The following is a 23805-nucleotide window of genomic DNA, read 5'->3' as shown; positions in this document are numbered from 1 at the left end:
CAGCATGCGGTGAATAGGTTCACGCCAGCATCGCGGCAAAGGCCGGGGAAAGATGTTCGTCAAAGCCGCCCGGCGTACGCACGAGAAAGCGCGCGGCAATGCCATGCCGGCGCGCGTGCTCCATGCCGGCCTGTGGGCCGAGCACGGTCAGGGCAGTGGAAAGCGCATCGGCCATCATGCATTCGGTGTGCAGGACGGTCACCGAAGCGAGCGCGTGGCTGGCTGGATAACCGGTGCGCGGGTCGATGGTGTGGGCATAGCGGCGGCCTTCGCTGTCGAAGAAGCGCCGGTAGTCGCCCGACGTTGCCACGGACAGGCCGTACATGGCGACCAGCGTCTGCTCCTGCGCCGTGACTGCACAATCAGGCGGCGTTTCCAGCTGGACCCACCATGGCAAGCCGTCCGGCTTGACGCCGTGGCCGCGCAGTTCGCCGCCGATTTCGGTCAGGTGGTGTGCCACGCCTTCGGACTCGAGGTATTGCGCGACGGCATCTACCGCAAAGCCCTTGGCAATCGCGCAGAAGTCGAGCGATACGCCACCCGGCTGCAGCGCGCAGCCTCCGTCGATATCGAGTTCGATACGATCCCAGCCGCATTGCTGCCGGACCTGAGCGACCTGGTCCGGAGCCGGCGTCGCGCAGCGTCGCGGCGCAGGGCCGAAGCCCCACAGGTCGACCAGTGGCCCGGCGCTGGGGTCATAGGCGCCACCGCTGTCGCGCGCGACCTGCAGCGCGCACGCAAGCACGCGCACGCAGTCGGCCGGCAGCGCGACCCACGTGTCCGCGGGGGCGCGGTTGAATCGGCTGACGTCCGAATCGGCCTCCCAATTGCTCATCTGCGCGATCACGCTGTCGAGCACGGCGCAGATGCCCTGCTCCAGCGCGTCGGCATCGGCCTCCTGCACCAGCATGGCCACGACCGACCACGTCGTGCCCATGGTCTCGCCACTCCAGCGCTGCGCGCGAGTCTGCGCGCCGGGCGGAACCGGCGGCGCGGACAGGGTGGGCGGGATCAGGACGCGGTTCACGCGGAAGGTACCTTCAGACGCCTTATTGCGGCAATACTTCGACCGTCACCGCGTAGGTCGCGCGGCGGGTCTTGGCAGCCTTGACCGAGGTCTTCTCGTCGCGCACTTCGGCTTCCATCCAGTACATGCCAGGGGCCGGCCACTTGACGCTGAACTTGCCGTCGGCATCGGTGGTGGCGCTGAACTCCTGCAACTGGTCGCGGTAGCGGATACCGCCCGGCACCACGGCGACCTTCAGGTTGGACGCTGGCTTGCCGTCGAGCAGCAGGCGGAAGCTGGCCGTACCGCCGGATACGAGGTCGTTCGGATGCGTGATCGGCGCCAGTTCCAGGCCACGGCCGCTGGCGGCCAGGCCCTGGCTGCTCGGCTTGCCGTTCGTGACGAACGATTCGACACGGCCTTCGGCCTGCGTCACCTGCAGCTCCTGCGCGTTAGCGGGCACTTCCTTCGCGAATGCGTCAGCGGTGCCGCGCCAGCGCTTGGTCTGGCCGTTTTCCTTGTAGCTGGCGAACAGGCCCTGGTTGACCACCGCCACGCGGTACGTGCCGGGCTGCGTCAGGTGCAGGTCGAAGGTGCTGCGGTAGCGGCCCGTGCTGGCGTTCTCGGCCTTCACGGCGCTGCCGTCCGGGCCGGTCACGACGAGGTTGTCCAGGCGCAGCGGCACGTGTTCGAAGTAAAACAGGTCGTTGGAGACGGCGGCGTCCACGGTCACCCAGGTGTCGTTGCCGGACAGCACCGTGGCCGACGGCAGCAGCCACTGGCGGTGCGCATGGGCGGCCAGCGGGGCCAGGGTCGCCAGCGCCAGTACGGCCAGGCGCGTGGAAAGGCGCGATCGGAAAGTCTTCATCGTCGGTCTCCGGTTGGAATCAGTGCGGCAGTGGCATCAGGAACGTCAAGAACATCAAGGCTTCAGGTCGACGGTCACGCCGCCCAGCTCGTGCTCGCCCTTCGCACGGGCGGTCTGGGCCGACTGCGGTGGCCACGTGAACGGAACCCGCAGCAGTTCGCGGCCGCCGACTTCACGCGCGGCTTCGACCACGAGCTGGTAGTTGCCGGCAGGCAGCTTGCCTAGCGGGGCCTTTCCCTCCGTGAAAGTGAGCGTGTGCTCGCCCGGCGCACGCGTGGCGCCGGAAATGCCGTCGGCGGGCATCTGCATGTCGCGGCCGGCCTTGCGCCACCACTGGCGCATGTCCTTGAGCCACTTGGTGCCTTCCTTGTTCTTGACGTCGTACCAGACCGCCAGCGTCGCCGCCGGGCTCTGGTCGGCGCGTTCCACCCAGACCGCGACATATGGGCGGTGGTATTCCGCCACGTTTAGGCGCGGGATCTCCACCTTCACGTTCATGTCGGCTGCGAAGGCCGGGCCGGTCAGCGGGACGGCGGCCATGCCGGTGAGGGTGACGGTGAGCAGTCGGCGCATATCGGAAAACCTCGTCAGGAGAATCAGGAAAGTTCGAAAGACCGGAAGCCGAGACCGGTCAGTGGATGAACAGGATCGCCAGCAGCAGCGGCACCACCAGACCCAGTCCGACCAGCGGCCACGTGGCCACGCGGCCGGCGGCATGCAGCTTGAGCAGGAACAGGCCAGTCAGGCTGAATAACAGGCAGGACAGCGCGAACACATCCAGGAACAGGCTCCAGGCCCGGCCGGTATTGCGGCCCTTGTGCAGGTCGTTCAGGTACGAGATGGCCCCACGCGTGGTCTTCTCGTACTGGGTCTCACCGGTATCGAGCGCCAGGCTGACCCAGGCATCGCCGCCCGGCCGGGGCAGCGACACATAGACTTCATCGGCGGACCATTCCGCCTCGCGCCCGCTCGCGTCGATATCGAGTTCGCGCGACAGCCATTCGGCCAGCGCCGGCGGCACCGGGCTCTTGGCATCGCGCCCGCTGCCCGAGGCAGCCGGCATCGCGGATTTCAGCGCGGAAAGCACGCTGGCAGGCGCGGTAGCCTGTCGCGTCACGACACTCGGCGAAGCCTCGATCTGGGCCGCATGGTTCAGCGTGAAGCCGGTCACCGCGAACAGCAGCATCCCGATCAGGCAGATCGCGGAACTGATCCAGTGCCACTGATGGAGATGCTTGAGCCAGAAGGCCCGACGCTGTTGGCCGGAAGCCGGCTCGGATTCGGTCATTGCGATGGATGGGCGACGAAAGGCGCAGACGTGTTGTGACACTTCAGTCACAAATAAGATCGGAAGCAAAAAGGATAATCGTTCTCATTTGAAATCGCAACGATGCGACGGTAGCAACGGTTTACGCGGCGTTACAGCGGGCTTCAACGCAACAACTGTCCGCGAACTTCCCGCAACGATCCGTTCGCTGCCTACGCTCCACGCAGGCAAAAAAATGGCCGGCATATGCCGGCCAAATGTCCTTAACCCAGTGACAAGTCAAGGTCGATATGATCTGTCACGGCACACTCTATGGTGTGCCAATTCCGCACCAAGGCGGATCAGAAGCGGTGACGCACGCCGACCATAGCGCCAGTCTGGTTCTGGCCCGGCAGCGTATTCGCGGTGCCCGTCACACCGAACGTGGCGTTGCCCTTGTTCTTCACATAACCAAGCAACAGGTACGCATCCGTACGCTTGGAGAAGGCATAGTCAGCATTCAGGACGAACATCCACGAGTCCTTGCTGTCAGTGCGCGCGTCGGTAAAGTAGGTCGCGCCGGTCAGGGTGAAGGCCGGCGTGAACTTGTAATTTGCCCCCAACCAATACAGGTTGTCGTGGCGGGCCTTGCCGGTCGTGACCTCGTCCTGCATCCAGCGGTATCCGGCAAATGCCTTGGCATTACCGAATGCATACGAGGCGCCAATCGCAGCACGCTTGGCGGTCAGGTCCGCCGACGCAAGGGTGCTTCCCTGGAACTGATCATAAGCAGCGCCCACCGAGAATGGGCCGCTCGCATAGGCCAGGCCGCCGCCAAAGTTGGTACCCACCTTGAAATGACCCGGCACTTCACCGCCGAGGCCGGACGTGACATCGCGGCCGAAGCTGTAGAAGCCGGTTGCCGTCAGGCCGCCGAACTTGCCGGTGTACTTGATGGCATTGTCGGCGCGGCCATTGAATTGGTTATCGACGGAGTTGAGCGAGTACATCGGTCCCACCGCCATCGGGTCGTACGCGCCGAATAAGTCATAGAGCGCGTTCTGCTGGCGGCCTAACGTGATAGCGCCGTAGTTGCCTTGCAAGCCAACATAGGCCTGGCGCCCGAACAGTCGGCCCCCTTGGGCGGATTTGCCAGAATCGATGTCAAAGCCGCTTTCCAGTACGAAGATGCCCTTCAGATTGTTGCCCAGATCCTCGACACCGCGCAGGCCCCAACGCGAGCCGGAGAGGCCACCCGAAGTCACACCGGTTACGGAGCCACTTCCGTTAGCGCCACCATTGACGTGGCTTTGGAAACTGACGCCAGCATCAGCGATGCCATAGAGCGTCACGTTGGACGATTGAGCAAAGGCGGCGCCGGACAAGGCGCAAGTTGTGACTGCCATTGCGAGGAGAGTTTTTTTCACTGTCAAATCCCGGTTTCTTTTAAGCGAAGGTTCCTGGCGGTGGTGTCACGGCTAGCTTGCGAGCCGCAGCCTCCCACCGACTCGGCCGCGAGATATTGCGACAGCAATGTGACAGGCATATTTAAACAATTGTCCGTAAATATGAATAATTATTTCCACAACATGAACAATGCAAACACACCCACTTGCCTAGCCTCATCAGGCGGGCACATGTACGTCTCCAACCGGGAGACAAATTTTTGACGAAGTCGTGTCGGTATGCCCGACCCGCTCCCCTCGGCCCACGCGCGAGACAGCCCGGGTTCCCGCGCGCAAAATGAAGCGTTGCAACAGTCCATTCAAGGAAGAGCCAAGGATTTCTTCCTGGCCGAAGCAACCCGGATAACGCAAACTGGTCACTGAACGTCCGGAGGTGTTCCATGAACGCACTCGTCCAAGCTATGGCGACCCGCAGCGACACGTTGGTGACGGAACTCGAAGCCATCTACAAGGACTTTCACCAGCACCCCGAGTTGTCGATGCAGGAGTTCCGCACAGCCAAAGTCGCGGGAGATTACATCCAGGCCTTGGGCTATGAAGTGACGCGTGAAGTCGGGGTGACCGGGCTTGTTGGTGTGCTGCGCAACGGCGAGGGACCCACGGTAATGCTCCGTGCAGACATGGATGCTTTACCCATGGCCGAAAACACCGGCTTGTCCTATGCCAGCACCGTCAAGGCCAGAGATGAAGACGGCGTCGAAGTCGATGTCGCGCATTCGTGTGGGCACGACATGCACGTGACATGGCTGATGGGGGTGGCGCGTGTCCTGGCCGAGCACCGTGATGCCTGGAAGGGCACCGTCATGCTGGTCTTTCAACCAGGCGAAGAAGTGGGACGCGGTGCCAGCAGCATGGTCAACGCCTGGCATGCGGAACGCTTTCCCAAGCCAGACATCATTCTGGGCCAGCACGTCATGGTAGGCCCGAGCGGCACCGTCAGTTATCGCCCGGGCGTCATTCTGTCAGCGGGCGATAGCCTTAAGATCAGGCTGTTCGGTCGTGGCTCGCATGGTTCGCAGCCGCAGACTTCCATCGACCCCGTCATCATGGCCGCGTCCACGACGCTGCGCCTGCAGACCATCGTTTCGCGCGAGATTTCGCCGATGGACAACGCGGTGCTGACGATTGGCTCACTGCAGGCAGGTACCAAGGAAAACATCATTCCGGACGAGGCAACCATCAAATTGAATATGCGCACGTTCGACGAGGACGTGCGCGAGTACATGCTGGCGTCCATCCGACGCATCTGTTGCGCGGAGTGCGATGCATCCAACGCTGAGCGACCGCCGGAGTTCACCACGCTGAGCACGTATCCGCTGACGGAGAACGATATCGCAGCCACAAGTCAGGTGGCCGACGTCTTCAAGGCGCAGTTTGGCGATAAGGCCTGCGAGGCGCGGCCGGCCTCGGCCAGTGAGGACTTTAGCGTTTTTGGGCGAGCCTGGAACGTGCCCTACGTGTTCTGGTTCATCGGTGGCACCGACCCGGAAGTCTATGCACAGGCCAAAGCCGCAAAGCAGTTGAATAGGATACCTAGCAATCATTCGCCGAAGTTCGCACCCGTGATTCACCCCACATTGCAAACGGGCCTGCAAGCGATGCTGACGGCGGCATCGGCGTGGCTTTGTCAGGCTCCCGAGTCGCGTGATGGAACATGATGTCAGCCCGATCCTAGCGCGGGCCCGCCGCGCCTGACCGCTTCGCTTCTCGCCCCGGCGCGCCGCGACTTGCCTGCGCCGCCCGGCATACCGGCGGATCAGGCAGGCGCTGACGGCTCCGGCAGATGGTCAAGATAGCGACCGACCACGCGCTCCAGCGCAGAAAGTTTTCCGGTAAAGAAGTGGTTGGCGCCGGGCACTACCACGATGGGCATTTCCTGCGGACGCGCCCAGTCCAGCACGGCGCCGAGCGTCACGCGCTCGTCGTTCTCGCCATGCACGACCAGCGCTGTCGACGGGACATCCGGCGTCGCATAGCTGCGGTGCCCCGGGATGGTTCCCCACGGCATGCCCGTGAGGATCACGTGCGGGCATGCGAGTCCCTGGCTGGCGAGCACTTGCACCGTAAGCGCCACGACATAGGCGCCGAACGAGAAGCCCGCCAGGACCAGCGGCAGGCCCGGGTATTGCTGGCGAAGGTGGTTCACCACCGCCACGGTGTCGTTCGTCTCGCCGTCGCCGGCATCGTGCTCGCCTTCGGTCTCGCCCACGCCGCGGAAATTGGGGCGCACCGTCACATAGCCGCGCGCGGCCAGCGCTTTCGCAAGCACATGCGGGACCTTGTGCGTGGCCGTGCCGCCTTGCAGCGGATGCGGATGCGCGACGACAGCGATACCGCTTGCCACGGCGCGAGGCATATCGACGATCAGCTCGATCCTGCCCGCTTCGCCCGCCACGAACATCTTTCCGCTCCCGGATTGCAATGCCATTCCCTTCCTCGCGAATCTCCACGTCTTCCTGATGCGCGGGCCACGCGGCCCAGACCCCATGGTACAGGCTGGTGCGCGCTCCTGCTTTCGCACCACGCATTCCGGACACCGCAGCGCGAGCCTTTCGCTACAATCGTCGCGAACCAATCGGAACCGACTCCACAGGCGCAGACCGACGATGGACATCAAGCACCTACAACTGTTATCCGACATCGTCGAAGCCGGCAGTCTCAGCAAAGTCTGTGCGTCACGCGGCATTGCGCAGTCTGCGCTCAGCAAGCACATTGCCGCGCTGGAAGGCGAGTTCGGCGCGAAGCTGTTCTACCGCACCGGCCGCGGCGTGGTGCTGACGGAATTCGGGCAGTCCATCATGCCGCGCGTGAAGACGCTGCTCGGCGAATTCGAACTGCTCAGGAACGATATCCGCGACCGCGCCGAAGTGCCGAGCGGCCCCGTCAAGCTGGCCTTGCAGGCATCGATCACGCAGCAGATCGTCGGCCCGCTGTTCCAGCGCGTGCGCGCGGATTTCCCGAAGATCGAGTTGCGGCTGATGGAAGGTTTCGCGGGCAATATCGAAGAAGCGCTGGCCAGCGGACGCACGGATGTGGGCGTGTTTTCGCGCTATGGCGAGCGGATCCACAAGACCGATGAAAAGCTGGCCACCGACGAGCTCTATCTGATCGCACGTGCGGGTGATCCGAATGTGGCCAGTCGGAGCTGCAGGTTCGCCGACGCCGCGGCGCTGCCGCTGGTGCTGCCTGGCGCGCCCGATGGCTTCCACATGATGCTGCTGGACGAGGCAAAGAAGGCGGGCGTTCAGCTGAACACCCAGATCGAGGTCGATTCGCTGACCGCCATGCGCGAGATCGTCGCGAACGGGGCAGCCTACACGATCCTCACGCGGCAAGCCGTGGAAGTCGACATGAAGCTCGGCCGCATTGCGGTGAGCCGGATCGTCGACCCGGTCCTCACGCGCACGCTGGTGCTGGCCACGAGCACGCAGCGGCCGCTGACGTATGCGAGCCGGACCGTCATCGACCTGATCCGAAAGCTGACACGGGCCTGAGCCCGCACGGGCTTTCGCGTTAATCTCAATCGCTCGATTCAGTCAGCGGCAAACGCAGTGCGGACCGAGCCAAGACCCGCGATGGTGGTGTCGATGATGTCGCCCGGCGCGACGGTCACCATGGGCCCGAGCGCGCCCGTCATGATGACGTCGCCCGCAAGCAACGGCCTTCCCACTTCCGCCATCTTGCGAGCCAGCCACAGCGCAGCGTTGAGCGGATGGCTCAGGCACGCGGCGCCCACGCCGAGCGATACCACCTCACCCTTGCGCTCCATGAGCATGCCGCACATGCGCAGATCCACCTCCGACAGCCTGCGCGGCTGCGTCCCGAGCGCATACAGGCCAGACGACGCGTTGTCCGCCACGGTGTCCAGCAGGCGGATGTCCCAATTTGCGATGCGGCTGCCGACAATCTCCACGGCCGGCAACACATAAGCAATCGCGGAGATCAACTGCGACAGCGTGACCTGTTCGTGCTTCAGGTCGCGCTCCAGCACGACGGCCACTTCCGCCTCGACCTTCGGTTGCAACACGCGGTCGAGCGCAACCTCTTCGTCTGGAGCGAGTTCCATGTCCGCGAACAGCATGCCGAAATCGGGCGCATCCACGCCAAGCTGCTGCTGCACGGACTTCGACGTCAGGCCGATCTTGCGGCCCGTCAGCCGGCGGCCGGTGTCGAGGTAGTACGCGGTATTGATGTCCTGTACCGTATAGGCGCCTTGCACGCCCACGGCGGACAGTGCGTCCCGCACGGGCGGAATCGGCTGGTTCTGCTGCGCGGCATGGCGCAGCGATGCAGCCAGTGTCTGCAGGATCGTGGTGTCCATTTTCATATGCGCCTCACAGCGGGAGATTCAGGTTGTCCTGGCTCGCGAACACGAGCTTCCAGGGCTTCATGACAACGCTTCGGAACAGCGACGCTTTCGCGAACGGATCATTGGCAGCGAGCTTCGATGCCTCGCTTTCATTGGCGACTTCATACACGAACAGCGCGCCGCTGCCGTCGGCGAACGGGCCGGCGATCACCAGGCGTCCGTGTTGCAACAGCGCTTGCAGATAGGCGCGATGGGCGGGCCGGAATTGCGCAAGGCGCTCAGGCTCGTTGGCGTATTCGACGATGGCGGCGAACTTCATGGGATGCTCAGTGATGGAGGAAACCGGTGGAGATCCACGGCACGGCCGCGACGACGACGGTGCCGATGAACAGGAAAGTCATGTAGCGCCAGATGTGGCGCACGCCCTCGCTAGGCTTGGTACGGCTGATCGCGCAGGCGGCGTAGTAGCCGACACCGAACGGCGGCGCGAACAGGCCGATGCCCATGGCCAGTACGACCACCATCGAGTAATGCACGTCATGGATGCCCAGCTGGCGCGCGATCGGAAACAGGAGCGGGCCGAACAGCACGATTGCGGGAATGCCTTCCAGCACGCTGCCAAGCAGCACGAAGGCCACGATCGAGACCGCCATGAAAGCCGGCGCACCCCCCGGTAGCCGAGCCATGGCCGCTGCCAGGTCACCCGAGAAGCCCGACTGCGTGAGCGACCAGGCCATGCCGGTCGCGGTGCCGATGATCAGCAGGATCGCTCCAGACAAGGCGGCCGTATCGACGAGCGCGGGCCACAGTTGCCTGAGGTCGAGCTTGCGGTACACCAGCAGCCCGACGATCAGCGCGTAGACGATGCCGATCGTGGACACTTCCGTCGCCGTCGCCACGCCCTCCACCACCGCGGCGCGCACGACGAACGGCAGCGCGAGCGCGGGCAATGCCACCACGAGACTCTTGCCGATCATGGCCCGCGTGGCACGCGCGCTGCAGGCGCTGCCGCTCTTGCGGGCCTGCCACCACACGACCAGGCCGAGCACGAGTGCCAGCACAATGCCCGGCATCAATCCGGCGGTGAACAGGTCGGCAATGGAGATGCCGGTCACTGAGCCGATGGTGATCAGCACCAGGCTCGGCGGCACCGTCTCCGTCTGCGCGCCGGTCGCCGCAAGCAGCGCGACCATGTCGCCATCATCGGCGCCGCGCTTCTTCATCTCGGGAAACAGCGCCGGCGCCACGGCTGCCATGTCCGCCGCCTTGGAGCCCGAGATGCCGGAGACGAGATACATCGCCCCGATCAGCACATACGACAGGCCGCCACGGATATGGCCGAGCAGGTTGGCCAGGAACTGCACCATGGCGCGCGCCATCGACGTCATCTCGATCAGCACGCCGAGGAACACGAACATCGGCACCGCGAGCAGGATCAGGTGCGACATGCCTTCGTCCATGCGGCCGATCACGACAATGGTCGGCGTGGACGTAGTCAGCGACAGATAGCCGAACGTCGCTAGGCCGAACGAGAATGCGATCGGCACGCCCGTGAACACCAGCAGGGCAACGATGCCGACAAAGAACACCAGCAGGTTGGCATTGCCGAGTTCTTGCAAGGCAGGCTGCAGCAGCACAAGGCCGCCCACGACCCCAGCGCATGCGACCAGTGCCACCAACACCATTCGCAGGCTGGAGGTGGACAGCAGCCGCACCACGCTCATCAGCAGGATCAGCGCGATGCCGAGCGGCAGCGCGGCGGCACGCCAGGCGTTGGAGATGTCCAGTGCCGGCATGGTCACGGCGGCTTCCTCACTCGCGAATTCATAAGCGGGATGCGCGACCAGCACGAGCCACGTCAGCGCCGCCACCGTTGCCACGAGTTCGAACACGCCGCGCCATTTCGGCGCTGCGGCATCAACGAGCGCCGTCATGCGCATATGGCTGCCGCGCCGGAACGCCACCGCGGCGCCGAGCATGATGAGCCAGATGAACAACAGCGACGCCAGCTCGTCGACCCACACCAGCGGCGTGTGCAGGACATAGCGGCTCAGCACGCCGCTGAACAGCACGCCGATCTCGGCCACCACGAGCAGGGCCGCCGGCACTTCGGACACAACGCCGAGCGCCTTGTCAGCCAGCCGCAGCATGCGCGCCGGTGCGCCGCCCGAAAGCGCCCCGGCATGGGACTCTATGCCCGGGGGATTGATATCGACCATATGCGTGGACATGTCCCGCCTCCGTCATTGCTGCGGCAAGCCAAGTACGTTGGCCTGAATTTCGGGGTCGACGAAGCGATCCAGACGTTGCGGGTAGACCGTGACCGTGATCTCGCAGGACCCGGTGCCGACGGTCAGCCCGAGAAGATGGCCGCCCGCGCCCTGGAACGTGCCGTCCGTGACGGTGCCGTGCGCGTGGATCGAAGGCTTGCCCTCTTTCCACGCGATGGAACCGGTCATGTTGGCCATCTCGACATTGCGGTACGTCTTCGGATCGAACTGCTTGCGGCCGAAGTCGTAGAAGCCGAACGTGGCTTCGGACATGAAGCCGATGCCGACGAAGCTGGCGCTCGGAATATGCTCGTCCCGCGCCAGTTGCTCAAGGTTCTGCAGCACGTTGTCGCCATGCCGCAGCACCATCAGGTAGCCCGTCGGCGTCTTCATGTACTTGCCCTTCAACTCCTGCGCCGCGGCACTTTGCGTGCCCATGCAGGAAAGGGTAAGGCCGAGCGTGACGAGCGATGCCATGCGCGCGAGGAAGGTCATGATGTCTCCTGGAATTCTGGTTGAGCGCAGCCGCGGCGGTGGCGTGCAGCCACCGGCCAGCGGTGCCGGATTGGAAATGCCGTGGGTTGTGGTCAGGCCAGCTTGCCCGAGTACTGTTCGAGCAGCGCCCAGGTTTCGGCCGGGAATTTTTTCTGCCAGTCGCGGTAGAAACCGGCCTTGCTCAGGTAATCGCGGAACACCTTTACGTCAGGCTGGTTAAACACCATGCCGCGGCCTTTCAGTTCTTCGCGCAGGCGGGTATTGAGTGCATCGACGGCCTGGCGCTGCTTGACGGCATACGTATCGAACGTAGTGGCCGCCAGTTGCCGCAGGTCTTCGGGCAAGGCGTTCCATGTGCGCAGATTCGCGACGAGCCAGAAGCCATCCCACACGTGCGACGTCAGCGAGCAGTACTTCTGCACTTCGTAGAGCCGCTGCGTACCCAGGATCGTCAGCGGGTTTTCCTGGCCGTCGACGATCTTCGTCTGCAACGCGGTGTAGGTCTCCGCCATGTTGATGCCCGCCGGCGCGGCGCCGAAGGCCTTGAACATCGACGTCAGCGCCGGGCTCAGCGGCACGCGGATCTTGAAGCCGCTCAGGTCCTGCGGCGTGTTGATCTGCCGGTTGCTGCTGGTGACCTGGCGGAAACCGTGGTCCCAGATCTTCGGCAGCGGCATCAGGTTGACCTTCGCGAACGCACCGCGGATATGCGCGCCGAGATCACCGTCCATGGCCTTCCAGACGTGCTCGTAGCTCGGGAACGCAAATCCGATCCCGCTGATGGAGGCGGCCGGCACCAGCGTGCCCCAGATCAGGCCCGCCGTGCTGACAAGGTCGATGGCGCCCGAGCGCACCTGCGACACCATGTCGGTGTCGCTGCCGAGCTGGCTGTTCGGAAAGACGCGGATGTTCAGGCGGCCGTTGGAGGCACGCGCAATCTCGGCCGCGGCAGCGGTCAGGTTGACGGTCGTCGGATGCGTCGCATCGAGCGCGATGCCGAGCTTGTAGTTGTACGTCTGCCCCGCGGCACGTGCCGGTGTGTGGATCATCAGCCCGGACGCAGCCGAAGCCGCCACCAGCGCAATGCCCTGCTTAAGCGCCAGGCGGCGCCCGTTGTTGAACCCGCTCATGGTTTGTCTCCTGCGGTCTGATCTTGTAGTGTTTCCGGCGTTCCGCGCGATTCACACGCGCTGCTTGCGCAGTACGGCGGCGGCCGCCGGGAGGCCGCCCGTGGCACCTGAGGTGCCCTTCTGCTTTATGCCGCTTTGGCCGGACGTCCGCTGAGGTAGCGAGAGAAGCTGCGCGCGCCGTCCCAGTCCTGGATCAGCGTCAGCCGGCGCTTCAGGAACAGCCCATCGGCCACGCGCTCGGCAAAGGCCTCGAACGTTTCGGTCGGGTCGTCGATCTCGAACACGAAATACACCTTCGCCTCTTCGTTGGACAGCCATGGGCCGGCAAGCAGCTTGAGGTCGCCAGGCAGGTTGTGCGGGCGCACGCCTTTGCGCAGGTTGCCCAGAAAATCCACGACCCCCTGCATGGTCTTCGGCGACATGTCGCGCAGCCAGACTTCATTGAAAAACTTCGGCATCTTCGTTCTCCTTGTCTCGATGCGGGTCAGGCGTTAGCGACGCTGTCGGTCACGCGATCGGTATAGGCCTTCATCTGGTCCCAACCGGAAAGGAGCGTCAGCTTGCGCCGCGCAAACAGGCCGCTGACTACGCGCTCAGCGTAGGCATCGAACATGGTCGACGGGTCGTCGATCTCGAAGATGAACATCACCTTCGCCTCCTCGGCCGAGAGCCAGGGGCCGGCAATCATGCGCAGGTCGGGCGGAAGGTTGTCGGGCTTGGTGCCGACGCTCAGGTTGCCGAAGAAGGTCACGGCCTCTTCGATCAGTTCCGGCTTGATGTCGCCAAGCCAGACTTCGTTCAGGAACAAGGGCATTGATGTCTCCAGTCATCGTTCTCGCTGCGGGCAGAAGGGTGCAGCGCGATGACCGAAGCATATGAAAACGCGTTGCCGCGTCCTATGCATAAAGCGAGATATCAGCCTTTCAGCGAAGAGAAAATCTTTGGTGGGAAGAGCGCCCGGCGGTATGCGCCGGGCACCACATGGGGCTACGCGTAGTCTGCGTAGCGGTCGGGGTCATCGGGCATCGTCCACTTGGTGAACTCCACCGGCGGTTGCGGTGCTTCGGGCGCAGGTTGCGCGGCCGCCTGTGCGACCTGGGCAGCGAGCGTGGCCCCGGGAACGTCGACGACTTCCTCGCCATCTTCCGACCAGCACCTGAGTCTGACCGACATGGTCCCTCCTGCAGGTTCCAGACTGCTTCGCGGTGCGGAGCAGGGTCTGGTTGTACGCCAAGTCTCCACCATAGGCCAGTTTCTTGACGAATTGCTGACGCGAGGGGCGGCCGCGATACATCCATTGCGCAATCAATGAAAGATTTCCGTGTCGAGGTTTGTAGACATTGCTACAGCATTGAAGACAACCCTATGGCAGTCCTATCATCGAGCCATGAACAGCCAAGACTCGTGGACGCTGCTGATCGTCAGCCTGCCTACTTCCAGCGCCACCGCCCGCATGCGGATCTGGCGCGCCGTCCGTGCGCTCGGTTGCGCCGCCTTGCGCGACGGCGCCTACCTGTTGCCGGCCCGGCATGCGCTGCTCCATCACTAGGGAAGCGCCGATGCGGGCCTCGCTCGCCAGTATGGTGCTGCCGCCGGGTATCGATCCGGTGGCCCTGACGCTGCTGCTGGGCCGCGCGCTGCGCGGCATCTGCGATGGCTTTGTCGCCGTGCTGCTGCCCGCGTACCTGCTGGCGCTCGGCTTCGATCCGCTCGCGGTCGGGCTGATCGGCAGCGCCACGCTGGCGGGGTCTGCGCTGGCGACCATCCTGGTCGGCGTGCTCGGGCACCGCTATCCGTTGCGGCGCATGCTGACGCTGGCTGCCGCGCTGATGGTGGCGACCGGCATCGGCTTTGCGGGACTAACCTCGCTGTGGCCGCTGGTGATCGTTGCCTTTGTCGGCACGATCAATCCCGGCTCGGGTGATGTCAGCCTGTTCCTGCCGCTGGAGCATGCGCGCCTGGCGGATGCGGCCACGCCGCAGGCGCGCACCGCGCTGTTTGCGCGCTACAGCCTGAGCGGTTCGCTGGCATCGGCCTTCGGCGCGCTCGCGGCAGCGCTGCCGGGCTGGGCCGCGGGGCACGGCATGCTGGCGCCGCTGCCCGCCATGCGCGCGATGTTCGTGCTGTACGCGCTCGTGGGAGGCGCGTTGTGGTACCTCTATGCCCGCTTGCCGGCACACGATCCGCATGCGGACACGCCGCGCGTGCCACTCGGTGCATCGCGCGGCATCGTCATGCGCCTGGCGCTGCTGTTCAGCGTGGACGCCTTCGCGGGCGGGCTGGTGGTCAACGCGCTGCTGTCGCTCTGGCTGATGCAGCGCTTTGGGCTGTCGCCGGGCGACGCGGGCCGGTTCTTCTTCTGGGCCGGGCTGTTGTCGGCGGCATCGCAGCTGGTGGCCGTGCCGCTGGCGCGCCGCGTCGGCCTCCTGAACACCATGGTGTTCACGCATATCCCGTCCAGCCTGTGCCTGATTGCCGCGGCCATGGCGCCCTCGCTCGTGCCGGCGCTGGTCCTGCTGCTGGCCCGCAGCGCACTGTCCCAGATGGATGTACCGACTCGCACCGCGTACGTGATGGCCGTGGTGACACCGCCAGAACGCCCCGCGGCTGCCAGCCTGACAGCAGTACCCAGAAGTCTGGCCGCCGCGCTTGGCCCGACGCTGGCCGGCGCCATGCTGGCCACAGGCTGGGCCGCCGCGCCGCTGGTGGCTTGCGGGCTGCTCAAGATCGGCTATGACCTTGCCCTGCTGCGGGCATTCCGGCGCGTCGAGCCCGAGCGGTAACGCGCGCGCGAAACCGGGAGCAGCGCTACAGCCCCGCCGCCCACCCGGCCACCGCAGCCACCGCCACGACAAGCCACGGCGGCAGCCGCCACCACATCAGCGCGACCAGCGCCACCACAGCCAGCCCGAAATCGCGTGGCGCATGCACCGCGCTGGTCCACACGGGCTGGTACAGCGCGGCCAGCAGCAGGCCGACCACGCCGGCATTCACGCCCGCCAGCGCGGCCTGCGCGCGCCGGCTGCGGCGCAGGCTTTCCCAGAACGGCAGCACGCCGATCACCAGCAGCATGCCAGGCAGGAAGATCGCCACCAGGCAGAGCAAGCCGCCGGCCCAGCCGGTGGGTTCGATCTGCATCGCAGCACCGAGAAACGCGGCGAACGTGAAGAGCGGCCCCGGCATGGCCTGCACCACGCCATAGCCGGCAAGGAACGCGTCGCGGCTCACCCAGCCGGTCGGGATCACCGCCGCGTCCAGCAGCGGCAGCACGACGTGGCCGCCGCCGAATACCAGGGCGCCGGCGCGAAAGAAGGCATCGAACATCGGCACCGCGCCTGCGCCCGCATGACGCGCAAGCAACGGCAGGCCGGCCATCAGCACAGCGAAAAGCACCAACGCCGCGACCCCGGCGCGATGGGTCACGGGCATCGGCAAGGGGTCATGCACAGGCGCTGTTTCCGTTCGGATCAGCAGGAGACCAGCGATCGCCGTGGCGGCGATGACTGCGACCTGGATCCACGGCCCGGGCACCGCGACGGCCAGACACACAGCAATCGCCATGATGGTCACGCGCAGCGTGTCCGGGCATAGGTTTCGCGCCATGCCCCAGAACGCCTGCGCCACCACGGCCAGGGCCACGAGCTTGAGCCCGTGCAACAGGCCAGGCGGAACGTTGGCTCCCCATGCCGCCAACCCCTGCGCCAAGAGGATCATGGCCAGTGCCGACGGCAAGGTGAAGCCTGTCCATGCCGCCAGCGCGCCTGCATAGCCGGCGCGCGACATGCCAAGGGCTAGGCCGACCTGGCTGCTCGCCGGGCCCGGCAGAAACTGGCACAGGCCGACGAGATCCGCATAGGCGCGTTCGCTGAGCCAGCGCCTGCGTGTGACGAACTCGTCGCGAAAGTACCCGAGGTGCGCCACGGGACCGCCAAACGACGTGAGGCCCAGCCGCAGGAACACGAGGAACACCGACAGGACACCGCGGTCATGCGTGCTACTGCCGTCGGCTGCATCGGGTTGCGTCATAGGGTTGCGTGGCGTCGCTGCCATGCGTGCTCCTCGTGGGGGGTTGGCGTGGGATGGGATACAGGGCGCTCTGCGGCCCTGTCGGACTGCCGCCGATTTTAGGGCAGACCGAGGTTTTCTCCGTGACGCTGTCTCCACTTCTTTCCAAAAAGCCGACAAACCTTGCTGCCTTCAAGGAGGTATTACCCCAATCAAGTTAGTCAAAGCGGTCGCCGTTATGGCGGGGACGGACGCCAAAAGTCCGATTACACCGAGCATATGGGGAGAAACAGAGGCAATGCTGCAAAACCTGAGTCTGAGGAAAAAGCTCTTGCTGCCACTGGTGCTGAGCTGGGTATGCCTGCTTGGCATCACGCTGTGGAATGCATGGCAGATGCGCGCGCTGCGCATGGAGGAGCGCCGGCTTGACCTGGCGCACGTCACGGATACCGCGGTGTCGGTGGTGGCCGGGTATGAGGCGCTGGCCAAGGCGGGCAAGATGCCGCCGGAAGAAGCCAAAGAACAGGCGCTGGAGCGCGTGCGCGCGATGCGCTTTGGCGACGACGGCTACTTCACGCTGATGCGCTCCGACACCGAAGTGCTCATGCATCCGTTCAAGACCGACATGATCGGCAAGAAGATGGAGGACATGAAGGATCCCAACGGCACGTACCTGTTCCGCGATATCGCCGCCATCGGCAAGGGCGCCGGCAAGGGCTTCGTCAACTACCTGTGGCCCAGGCCAGGCGCCGAGGCGCCGCAGCCCAAGCTCAGCTATGTGGCCAACTTCCGCCCCTGGGACTGGAACTTTATCGCCGGCCTGTACCTGGACGACATCGAGGCCACGTTCCGCACGTCGCTGCTCAACGCGCTCGGGCTGCTGCTCGGCGTGGGCGCGCTGATGACGGTGGTCATGCTGCGCGTGGCCGGCAGCCTGCAGAAGCAGCTCGGCGGCGAGCCTGCGCTCACGTCGCAGATCGCCACGCGCATCGCCGAAGGCAACCTGAGCACCATGGTCGAGGTGCAGCCCGGCGACGAGCACAGCGTGCTTTACGCCATGCAGCAGATGCAGTCGCGCCTGACCGGCGCAATAGGCAGCATCCGGGGTTCGGCCGATTCAATCGCGGGCGCGGCCAAGCAGATTTCCGCCGGCAACTCCGACCTGTCGCGCCGCAGCGAAGAGCAGGCGGCCTCGCTGGAGCAAACCGCAGCCAGCATGGAGCAGCTCACCAGCACGGTGCGCCAGAGCGCCGACAATGCGCGCCAGGCCAGCCGCCTGGCCGAGGGCGCATCCGAGATCGCGGTGCGCGGCGGCAGCATCGTGAGCCAGGTGGTCACGACCATGGGCGACATCAAGGAAGCGTCGGGCAAGGTGGTCGACATCATCGCCGTGATCGAAGGCATTGCGTTCCAGACCAATATCCTGGCGCTGAACGCCGCGGTGGAAGCCGCGCGCGCCGGCGAGCAGGGCCGCGGCTTTGCCGTGGTAGCCGGCGAGGTGCGCACGCTGGCCCAGCGCAGCGCCACTGCTGCCAAGGAGATCAAGGCATTGATCGGCAATTCGGCGCAGCGCGTGGAAGACGGCGCGGTGCTGGTCGAAGGTGCGGGCAAGGCCATGGACGAGATCGTCGAGGCGGTCAAGCGCGTCACGGACCTGATGGGCGAGATGCGGGCAGCCACCGAAGAGCAGACCGGCGGCATCGAGCAGGTCAACCAGGCGGTGTCGCAGATGGACCAGATGGCGCAGCAGAACGCGGCGCTGGTGGAAGAAGCTGCCGCCGCTGCCGCGTCGCTGGAAGACCAGGCAGCCGCACTGCACCACGCGGTCGGCCAGTTCCGGCTCGCCGGCGGCTGATCGGCTAAGCGGCTAAGCGGCTGGGCGGCTGGGCGGCTGGGCATGGCGAGCCATGCCACCTGCCGTGGCCGCGTATATTATGGATCGCAGCGGGCGGCGCCAGCGAACGTGCGGGACGGGCGCCCGCCGCGATCCCTTCCACAGCAGGAGCAGATCATGATGGCATTCCTTGGCACCGTCTTCGTCGGCCTCATCGTGGGACTGATCGCCCGGGCCATCAAGCCCGGCGACGACAAGATGGGCTGGATCATGACGATCCTGCTCGGCATTCTGGGCTCGGTGGCGGCCGGTTTCGTCGGCCGTTCGATGGGCTGGTACCAGCCAGGCCAGCCGGCCGGCTGGATTGCCTCGGTGCTCGGCGCGATCGTGCTGCTGGTGCTCTACGGCATGGTACGCCGCAGGGGCTGATCCACTTTCAACACGTCCGCCGAAGCCGTCGCGCCTTCCGGCGCAGGCGCCTGCGCCTCGTTGCGCGGCAGGCGGATTTCCTGTGGCCAGTCGCGGCAGCGCAGCAGCGCCTGTTCGCTGCCCGGCGTCGCCATTGCTGCCACCTGCGGCGCCAGGTAGCGCAGCACCCGTACCGCCAGCGCGCTGGTAAAGCTGTAGCGCGCGGCATAGGGCTCGCTGACGTTGATGGTCACAGTGCCGAAAAAGCGCTCGCCGAGCACGAACACGAACGTGGCGGAACGATTGACCGAACGCGACGAAATCAGTCGCCCGCCCGGGCCATAGGTCTGGAAGCGCTGGTCGCCGGTTCCGGTCTTGCCGGCAATCGGGACAGGCGCGCCGCCCTTGCCAGGTACCACGAATGCTCCGGCGATCGACTTGGCCGTGCCGCGTTCCACCACATCCAGCATCGAGCGCCGCACCAGGTCCGTGATCTCCGTCGGTAGCAGCCGCTTGCCCGGGTCCGGCTGGAGCACGAAGCGCGTCGCATAAGGGGTGTTCGCCGCAAAATCCAGGCTACGCAGCGTCGCGGTCTGTGTGGCCATGCCGCCGCTCTGGATGATGCCGGCCAGTTCGGCGAGTGCCGCGGGACGATCGCCTGACGCGCCGATCGCGGTCGCGTACGACGGCGTCAGCGAATCGAACGGATAGCCCAACCGCTGCCAGCGCTTGGCGATGCGCTGGAATGCCTCCTGCTCCAGCAGCGTGCGGATGCGGTTGTCCTGCCCGTACTTGCTGTGCGAACGGAACAGCCAGCGGTACACATACTGCCGCTCGGCCTTGCTGTCGTTCAGGATCTGCGTCAGCGTGGCGTCCGGATTCTTGCCGAGGTACTCCACCATCCACAACTCCAGCGGATGGACGCGCGAGAGGTAGCCGCGGTCATTGAGATTGAACTTGTCGTGGCCGTACTTGCGATAGAGCGCCGGCAGGTCCTCGCCGGCAAGCTGCTTTTCCGACATGCGCGAACGCATGATGCGCACGAAGCTCTCTTCATCGAGATCGGGCCGCGCGCTCAGTAGCGCCACCGACATGCGCACCGCCGTATAGTGCGGCGTGCTCACGCGCACGCGTCCGAGCAGCGTCGCCACGCGCTGGTCCGAATCCTTGCCGCGGTAGCGCTGGTAGAAATTGGTCATGTACGCTGCACCTTCCTGGTCGGCGAAGCGCTCGAGGTACACGCGGCGCTCGGGCGCGTTGCGGTCCTCGAAGATATTGCTCATGTCCACCTTGCCGTGGAACAGCTCATAGCGCACGATGTCGCGCATCATGCGGATGAACACCAGGTTGACCGAGTGCTGGAAACCCACGCGCACGGTCATGATGCGTTCGCCTTCCCAGCGCTCGAAGTTGGTGAAGCTCTGCAGGCCGCCGCCCGTGTAGAAGCCTTCGCCCGGGCTGCCCGAGTACTTGCGTTCCATCGCGGCGTCGAGCATGGCTGCCAGCGTGCGATCCTGCGGCGTGCGTGCCTTGGAAAGGTAGTCGATCGCCCAGCGGCTCAGGGCGTCGGGCTTCGCGACCTTCACGCCGGCCAGTTCTTCCTTGCTCATGCTCGCGTAGCGCGCGTGCAGTTCGCTGAAGATTTCCAGGTACGTTACCAGCGTGCGCAGCTTGGCCGTCGAGCCCAAATTCAGGCGCGCGCCGCTGTTGATGTCGAACGGCTGGTCGATGTTGTCGGCCTGCACGCGAACCACGCTGGCATTGCCGACGCGCTCGAACAGCGTGAAGCTAGCGACCAGCTTTGACGGGTCGTCCTGCTCGCGCAGCAGGTTGTGGCCATACAGCCCCATGGTGTGCGCGACGGCCTTGTCCCGCATGCTCAAGAGGGTATCGGTGACGATGCGTTGCGCTTCGCGATTGATGGTGCTGTCCGCGGTCAGGTCCAGGCGGTCCATGTCGTAGCGGCTGTCCACGCCGGTCAGGCGCCCGATGTCCGCACGCACGCGGTTGATGGCCTTGCGCGTGACGAACGGTCCCTGATCGGGCCGCACAGGCGGCGCGGCCTTGTCAAGCTGCTGCCGCAGCGCGGCATCGCGCAGCTCCGGCGTAATGATGTTGTTGGCCCCCAGCAAGCGCAGGTAGCTGCCCGTCAGCGCGTCGAGATTGGTGTCGTCGCGGCGCAAGTGGTAGGACGGCCGGCGCTGCGAGATGATCAGCGACAGCGCGCGCTTGAACGCCTGTGCCTGGCGGTCGGTCGGCGCGCGCGAATCCATCTGCTTCAACAGGCGGTTGACCTCGCCGAAGTCTTCGCCATACCAGACCCACAGCGCGTCGCCGATGCCGTTGACTTCACCAAAGCCCACGCGTGCGGACAGCGGTACGGTGTTGAGGTAATCGACCACGATCCGTTCGCGTGCGCGCTGGGTATCGGGGCCGTCCATATAGGCCCGCAGCGAAGCCGACGCCATCTGCCGGAATTTCTCGGGAATCGATTGCGTGCGGCCTTCGGGCGAGTGCCGGTATTTTTCGATCTGCGTCGCAAGCGTGCTGCCGCCAGGCGATTCATGCGAGCTGTCGGCGAAGCGGATGGCGCGGTCGATTACCGCGCGCGACAGCCGCTTCCAGTCCAGTGCCGGGTTCATGCTCGGGTATTCGGGATTGAGCAGCCCCTGGTTCTCGACATACAGCAGCGCGCTCACGAGCACCGGCGGCACGGCGTCGAAATTGTCGTACTGGCGCTGCGGATAACGCTCGAACACGAGCGTCATGCTGTTGCAGTCGCGCAGCACCAGGCCAGCCTGGTTCTTTTCGCGATACGGCGGGAAGATACCCTGATCCATCAAGCGGATCATCTCGGGCGACATGCGCGCCTGCTCGGCCGGCACGAAACCGCGCTCGCCGAGCCGCTGCGCAATCTGCGGCAGGCGGCCGTAGCCCATCCTGGCGTCGTAGGGGCCCGAATGCGGGAACCTGATGCGATCGCTGGCGCCAGGCTGCACCTCGAAGGTCAATTCGCTGGCAAAGCGGCCAAGGTAGCGCGCCTGCCAGTGCGAATTGCGCACTTCATTCGATACGAGGCTATAAACGACATATCCGCCCCCACAGAGGGCGACTGCCAAGCCAGCGAAGATCCAGCCACGTCGTGCCACGTTTTGGCCATCCCGTTCTACCGGCACCCTCGGCGCGGTCTTCACGCCGGTCCCAAGTGCATGGGTGGTGCGCAACCATTGCGCACACCGCTTTAACTGAATATTAGTAGGAACGCGCGCGACGCGCAGGGACAGCTTGAGGGCTTACGCGGTTGTTGCCACAAAACATCGGCGGCAAGAGCCACGCATTGTCCACTTGCCGGCGCCTCAGGCCGCCGGCGGTGCCGCCACGCGTACCGGACGGCCGCCAAACGGGTAGTTCGGATCGTTATAGCCATGCGTCGACGCATGGCCCGGCGTGACGAGCGCATCGACCATGGCTTCCTCTTCCGGCGAAATGACAACGTTCATCGCGCCGAAGTAGTCTTCAAACTGCGACAGCGTACGCGGGCCTGCAATCACCGACGTGATGATCGGATTGGCCAGCACCCAGGCGGTCGCGAACTGGCCCGGCGTGAGCCCGCGCGCCTCGGCATGCACCTTGAGCTGTTGCGCGATGATGAGCGATTCCTCGCGGAACTCGGTCTGCATCATGCGGCGGTCGGCGCGGCCGGCGCGCGTGCCGCTGGCCGGCGCCTGGCCCGGCTGATACTTGCCCGTCAGTACGCCGCGCGCGATCGGGCTGTACGGCACGACGCCCAGGCCATAGTGTTCGCAGGCAGGCAGGATCTCGACTTCCGGCATGCGGTTGAGCAGGTTGTAGTACGGCTGGCAGGCCACGGGGCGCGGCACGCCGAGCTGGTCGCACAGCCGCGCAATCTCGGCAATGCGCCAGCCGCGGAAGTTCGAGACTGCCCAGTAGCGGATCTTGCCCGCGCGCACGAGATCGCCCATCGCGCGTACGGCTTCCTCGAGATTCTCGCCCGCGTAGTCGCGGTGCAGATACAGGATGTCGATGTAGTCGGTGGCCAGGCGGCGCAGGCTCTCCTCGGTTTCGTGCAGGATCCAGACGCGCGAATAGTGCGAATGGTTTGGTCCCGCCTGCATGGGGTTGCCGAGCTTGGTCGCGAGCACCCAGTCGTGCCGATCGCCCGTTAGCAGGCGACCGACCATCTGTTCGGACGCGCCCTTGCTGTAGACGTCTGCGGTATCGATGAAGTTCACGCCGTGCTCGCGCGCGCTGGCGACGATGCGTGCCGCTTCGGCTTCGTCGGTCTGGTCGGCGAACATCATGGTCCCGAGGCACAGCGCGGAGACCTTCAGGTTGCTGGTACCAAGGCGTCGATATGGCACGGCGTGCGTGGCGATGTCAGGCATGGCGGTTTTCCTGTTTTGCAAGAATCAATGTCCGTAATGTTCATATTGCCGGCAGCGCGGCCGATCTGCATTTTGCCGCGAATGCGCGAATCGCGCAGAGACCATGCGCCACAACAGTGCCGTCGATGTGCAATGTCCATCGTGCGAGCGAAGCCGATGGGCATCGTGTATCGCGTCGCGGATCGAGCCCGTCATAAAGTGGTGTGACATACAGCCCTTACACATTCTTACAGCATATATGCGTCGACTTGCATAGCCTTGAATCGCTCCGGGCAGCATCGTCGCAACGCAACATGCCCGGGGATCAATGGCGTTCGCGCCTCGCTCTTCCGCTCGCTGACTCGCTGCGTTCGCAATGGTGA

Annotated in this window: 22 protein-coding genes and 1 pseudogene; 6 read left to right on the top strand and 17 right to left on the bottom strand. The window is 65.0% G+C overall.

Annotation, left to right across the window (positions count from 1 at the left end; genetic code table 11):
• Nucleotides 1-19: 19 nt before the first annotated feature.
• From K2O51_RS07675 to K2O51_RS07655, 5 genes are all read right to left on the bottom strand, one after another.
• Nucleotides 20-1027, bottom strand: coding sequence for an FAD:protein FMN transferase (locus K2O51_RS07675; protein WP_011301323.1), 1008 nt, complete (start codon nt 1025-1027; stop codon nt 20-22).
• Nucleotides 1028-1049: 22 nt separating this feature from the next.
• A complete protein-coding gene (locus tag K2O51_RS07670; RefSeq protein WP_011301324.1) occupies nt 1050-1874 on the bottom strand; it encodes a DUF4198 domain-containing protein in 825 nt (274 codons plus the stop codon).
• 54 nt (nt 1875-1928) lie between these two features.
• Nucleotides 1929-2447: a DUF2271 domain-containing protein gene (locus tag K2O51_RS07665; RefSeq protein WP_011301325.1), complete on the bottom strand. Its 519-nt coding sequence runs from the start codon at nt 2445-2447 to the stop codon at nt 1929-1931.
• Nucleotides 2448-2505: 58 nt separating this feature from the next.
• Entirely contained in the window at nt 2506-3162 is a 657-nt protein-coding gene (locus K2O51_RS07660; RefSeq protein WP_011301326.1) for a PepSY-associated TM helix domain-containing protein, read from the bottom strand.
• Between the two features lie 320 nt (nt 3163-3482).
• Entirely contained in the window at nt 3483-4547 is a 1065-nt protein-coding gene (locus K2O51_RS07655) for a porin (RefSeq protein WP_011301327.1), read from the bottom strand.
• Nucleotides 4548-4966: 419 nt separating this feature from the next.
• Here K2O51_RS07655 and K2O51_RS07650 point away from each other — a divergent pair, with 419 nt between their 5' ends.
• The gene (locus tag K2O51_RS07650; RefSeq protein WP_011301328.1) at nt 4967-6244 is read left to right on the top strand and encodes a M20 family metallopeptidase; all 1278 of its coding nucleotides are present in this window, start codon (nt 4967-4969) and stop codon (nt 6242-6244) included.
• A gap of 98 nt (nt 6245-6342) precedes the next feature.
• Here K2O51_RS07650 and K2O51_RS07645 read toward each other — a convergent pair whose 3' ends face one another.
• Nucleotides 6343-7014, bottom strand: coding sequence for an alpha/beta hydrolase (locus tag K2O51_RS07645; protein WP_220630018.1), 672 nt, complete (start codon nt 7012-7014; stop codon nt 6343-6345).
• Nucleotides 7015-7192: 178 nt separating this feature from the next.
• Here K2O51_RS07645 and K2O51_RS07640 point away from each other — a divergent pair, with 178 nt between their 5' ends.
• Nucleotides 7193-8080 carry a LysR family transcriptional regulator gene (locus tag K2O51_RS07640; protein ID WP_011301330.1) on the top strand — a complete coding sequence of 296 codons (888 nt, stop codon included), beginning with the start codon at nt 7193-7195 and terminating at the stop codon, nt 8078-8080.
• Between the two features lie 38 nt (nt 8081-8118).
• Here K2O51_RS07640 and mhpD read toward each other — a convergent pair whose 3' ends face one another.
• The 8 genes from mhpD to K2O51_RS07600 form a co-directional block, all read right to left on the bottom strand.
• The gene (gene mhpD, locus K2O51_RS07635) at nt 8119-8913 is read right to left on the bottom strand and encodes a 2-keto-4-pentenoate hydratase (RefSeq protein ID WP_140949762.1); all 795 of its coding nucleotides are present in this window, start codon (nt 8911-8913) and stop codon (nt 8119-8121) included.
• A gap of 7 nt (nt 8914-8920) precedes the next feature.
• Nucleotides 8921-9214: a YciI family protein gene (locus tag K2O51_RS07630; protein ID WP_140949760.1), complete on the bottom strand. Its 294-nt coding sequence runs from the start codon at nt 9212-9214 to the stop codon at nt 8921-8923.
• 7 nt (nt 9215-9221) lie between these two features.
• Nucleotides 9222-11126 (bottom strand): TRAP transporter large permease, encoded by a 1905-nt coding sequence (locus tag K2O51_RS07625; protein ID WP_140949758.1) that lies wholly within the window; start codon nt 11124-11126, stop codon nt 9222-9224.
• Between the two features lie 12 nt (nt 11127-11138).
• The gene (locus K2O51_RS07620) at nt 11139-11660 is read right to left on the bottom strand and encodes a PPC domain-containing DNA-binding protein (protein WP_011301334.1); all 522 of its coding nucleotides are present in this window, start codon (nt 11658-11660) and stop codon (nt 11139-11141) included.
• Nucleotides 11661-11752: 92 nt separating this feature from the next.
• Entirely contained in the window at nt 11753-12790 is a 1038-nt protein-coding gene (locus K2O51_RS07615) for a TRAP transporter substrate-binding protein (RefSeq protein WP_011301335.1), read from the bottom strand.
• Nucleotides 12791-12915: 125 nt separating this feature from the next.
• Complete coding sequence (locus K2O51_RS07610) at nt 12916-13248, bottom strand: hypothetical protein (protein ID WP_011301336.1); 333 nt, start codon at nt 13246-13248, stop codon at nt 12916-12918.
• Nucleotides 13249-13274: 26 nt separating this feature from the next.
• On the bottom strand, nt 13275-13604 hold the full coding sequence (locus K2O51_RS07605) for a hypothetical protein (RefSeq protein ID WP_011301337.1): 330 nt from the start codon (nt 13602-13604) through the stop codon (nt 13275-13277).
• A gap of 173 nt (nt 13605-13777) precedes the next feature.
• A complete protein-coding gene (locus K2O51_RS07600; protein WP_041680308.1) occupies nt 13778-13963 on the bottom strand; it encodes a hypothetical protein in 186 nt (61 codons plus the stop codon).
• 214 nt (nt 13964-14177) lie between these two features.
• On the opposite strand from K2O51_RS07600, the pseudogene K2O51_RS07595 reads away from it, so the two are divergent.
• A pseudogene (locus K2O51_RS07595) lies at nt 14178-14318 on the top strand (chromate resistance protein ChrB domain-containing protein); the annotation flags it as partial.
• Between the two features lie 31 nt (nt 14319-14349).
• Nucleotides 14350-15573 carry an MFS transporter gene (locus K2O51_RS07590; protein WP_011301339.1) on the top strand — a complete coding sequence of 408 codons (1224 nt, stop codon included), beginning with the start codon at nt 14350-14352 and terminating at the stop codon, nt 15571-15573.
• A 25-nt stretch (nt 15574-15598) separates the two neighbouring features.
• Here K2O51_RS07590 and chrA read toward each other — a convergent pair whose 3' ends face one another.
• Nucleotides 15599-16816 (bottom strand): chromate efflux transporter, encoded by a 1218-nt coding sequence (chrA, locus tag K2O51_RS07585; protein ID WP_220630675.1) that lies wholly within the window; start codon nt 16814-16816, stop codon nt 15599-15601.
• A gap of 277 nt (nt 16817-17093) precedes the next feature.
• Between chrA and K2O51_RS07580 the strand changes: the two genes are divergently transcribed.
• Together K2O51_RS07580 and K2O51_RS07575 are read left to right on the top strand one after the other, a co-directional pair.
• A complete protein-coding gene (locus tag K2O51_RS07580) occupies nt 17094-18650 on the top strand; it encodes a methyl-accepting chemotaxis protein (RefSeq protein WP_140949752.1) in 1557 nt (518 codons plus the stop codon).
• A gap of 156 nt (nt 18651-18806) precedes the next feature.
• Nucleotides 18807-19058: a GlsB/YeaQ/YmgE family stress response membrane protein gene (locus K2O51_RS07575; RefSeq protein ID WP_011301342.1), complete on the top strand. Its 252-nt coding sequence runs from the start codon at nt 18807-18809 to the stop codon at nt 19056-19058.
• Here K2O51_RS07575 and K2O51_RS07570 read toward each other — a convergent pair.
• Complete coding sequence (locus K2O51_RS07570) at nt 19031-22186, bottom strand: transglycosylase domain-containing protein (RefSeq protein ID WP_084792011.1); 3156 nt, start codon at nt 22184-22186, stop codon at nt 19031-19033. The two genes, K2O51_RS07575 and K2O51_RS07570, sit on opposite strands and share 28 nt — an antisense overlap.
• 207 nt (nt 22187-22393) lie before the next feature.
• On the bottom strand, nt 22394-23443 hold the full coding sequence (locus K2O51_RS07565) for an aldo/keto reductase (protein WP_011301344.1): 1050 nt from the start codon (nt 23441-23443) through the stop codon (nt 22394-22396).
• Between the last annotated feature and the right edge of the window lie 362 nt (nt 23444-23805).

This window comes from Cupriavidus pinatubonensis (genome assembly GCF_019602855.1).
Taxonomy (GTDB): domain Bacteria; phylum Pseudomonadota; class Gammaproteobacteria; order Burkholderiales; family Burkholderiaceae; genus Cupriavidus; species Cupriavidus pinatubonensis.
The sequence above is the reverse complement of the archived record's forward strand: the minus strand, read 5'-3'. Positions and strand labels throughout refer to the sequence as shown.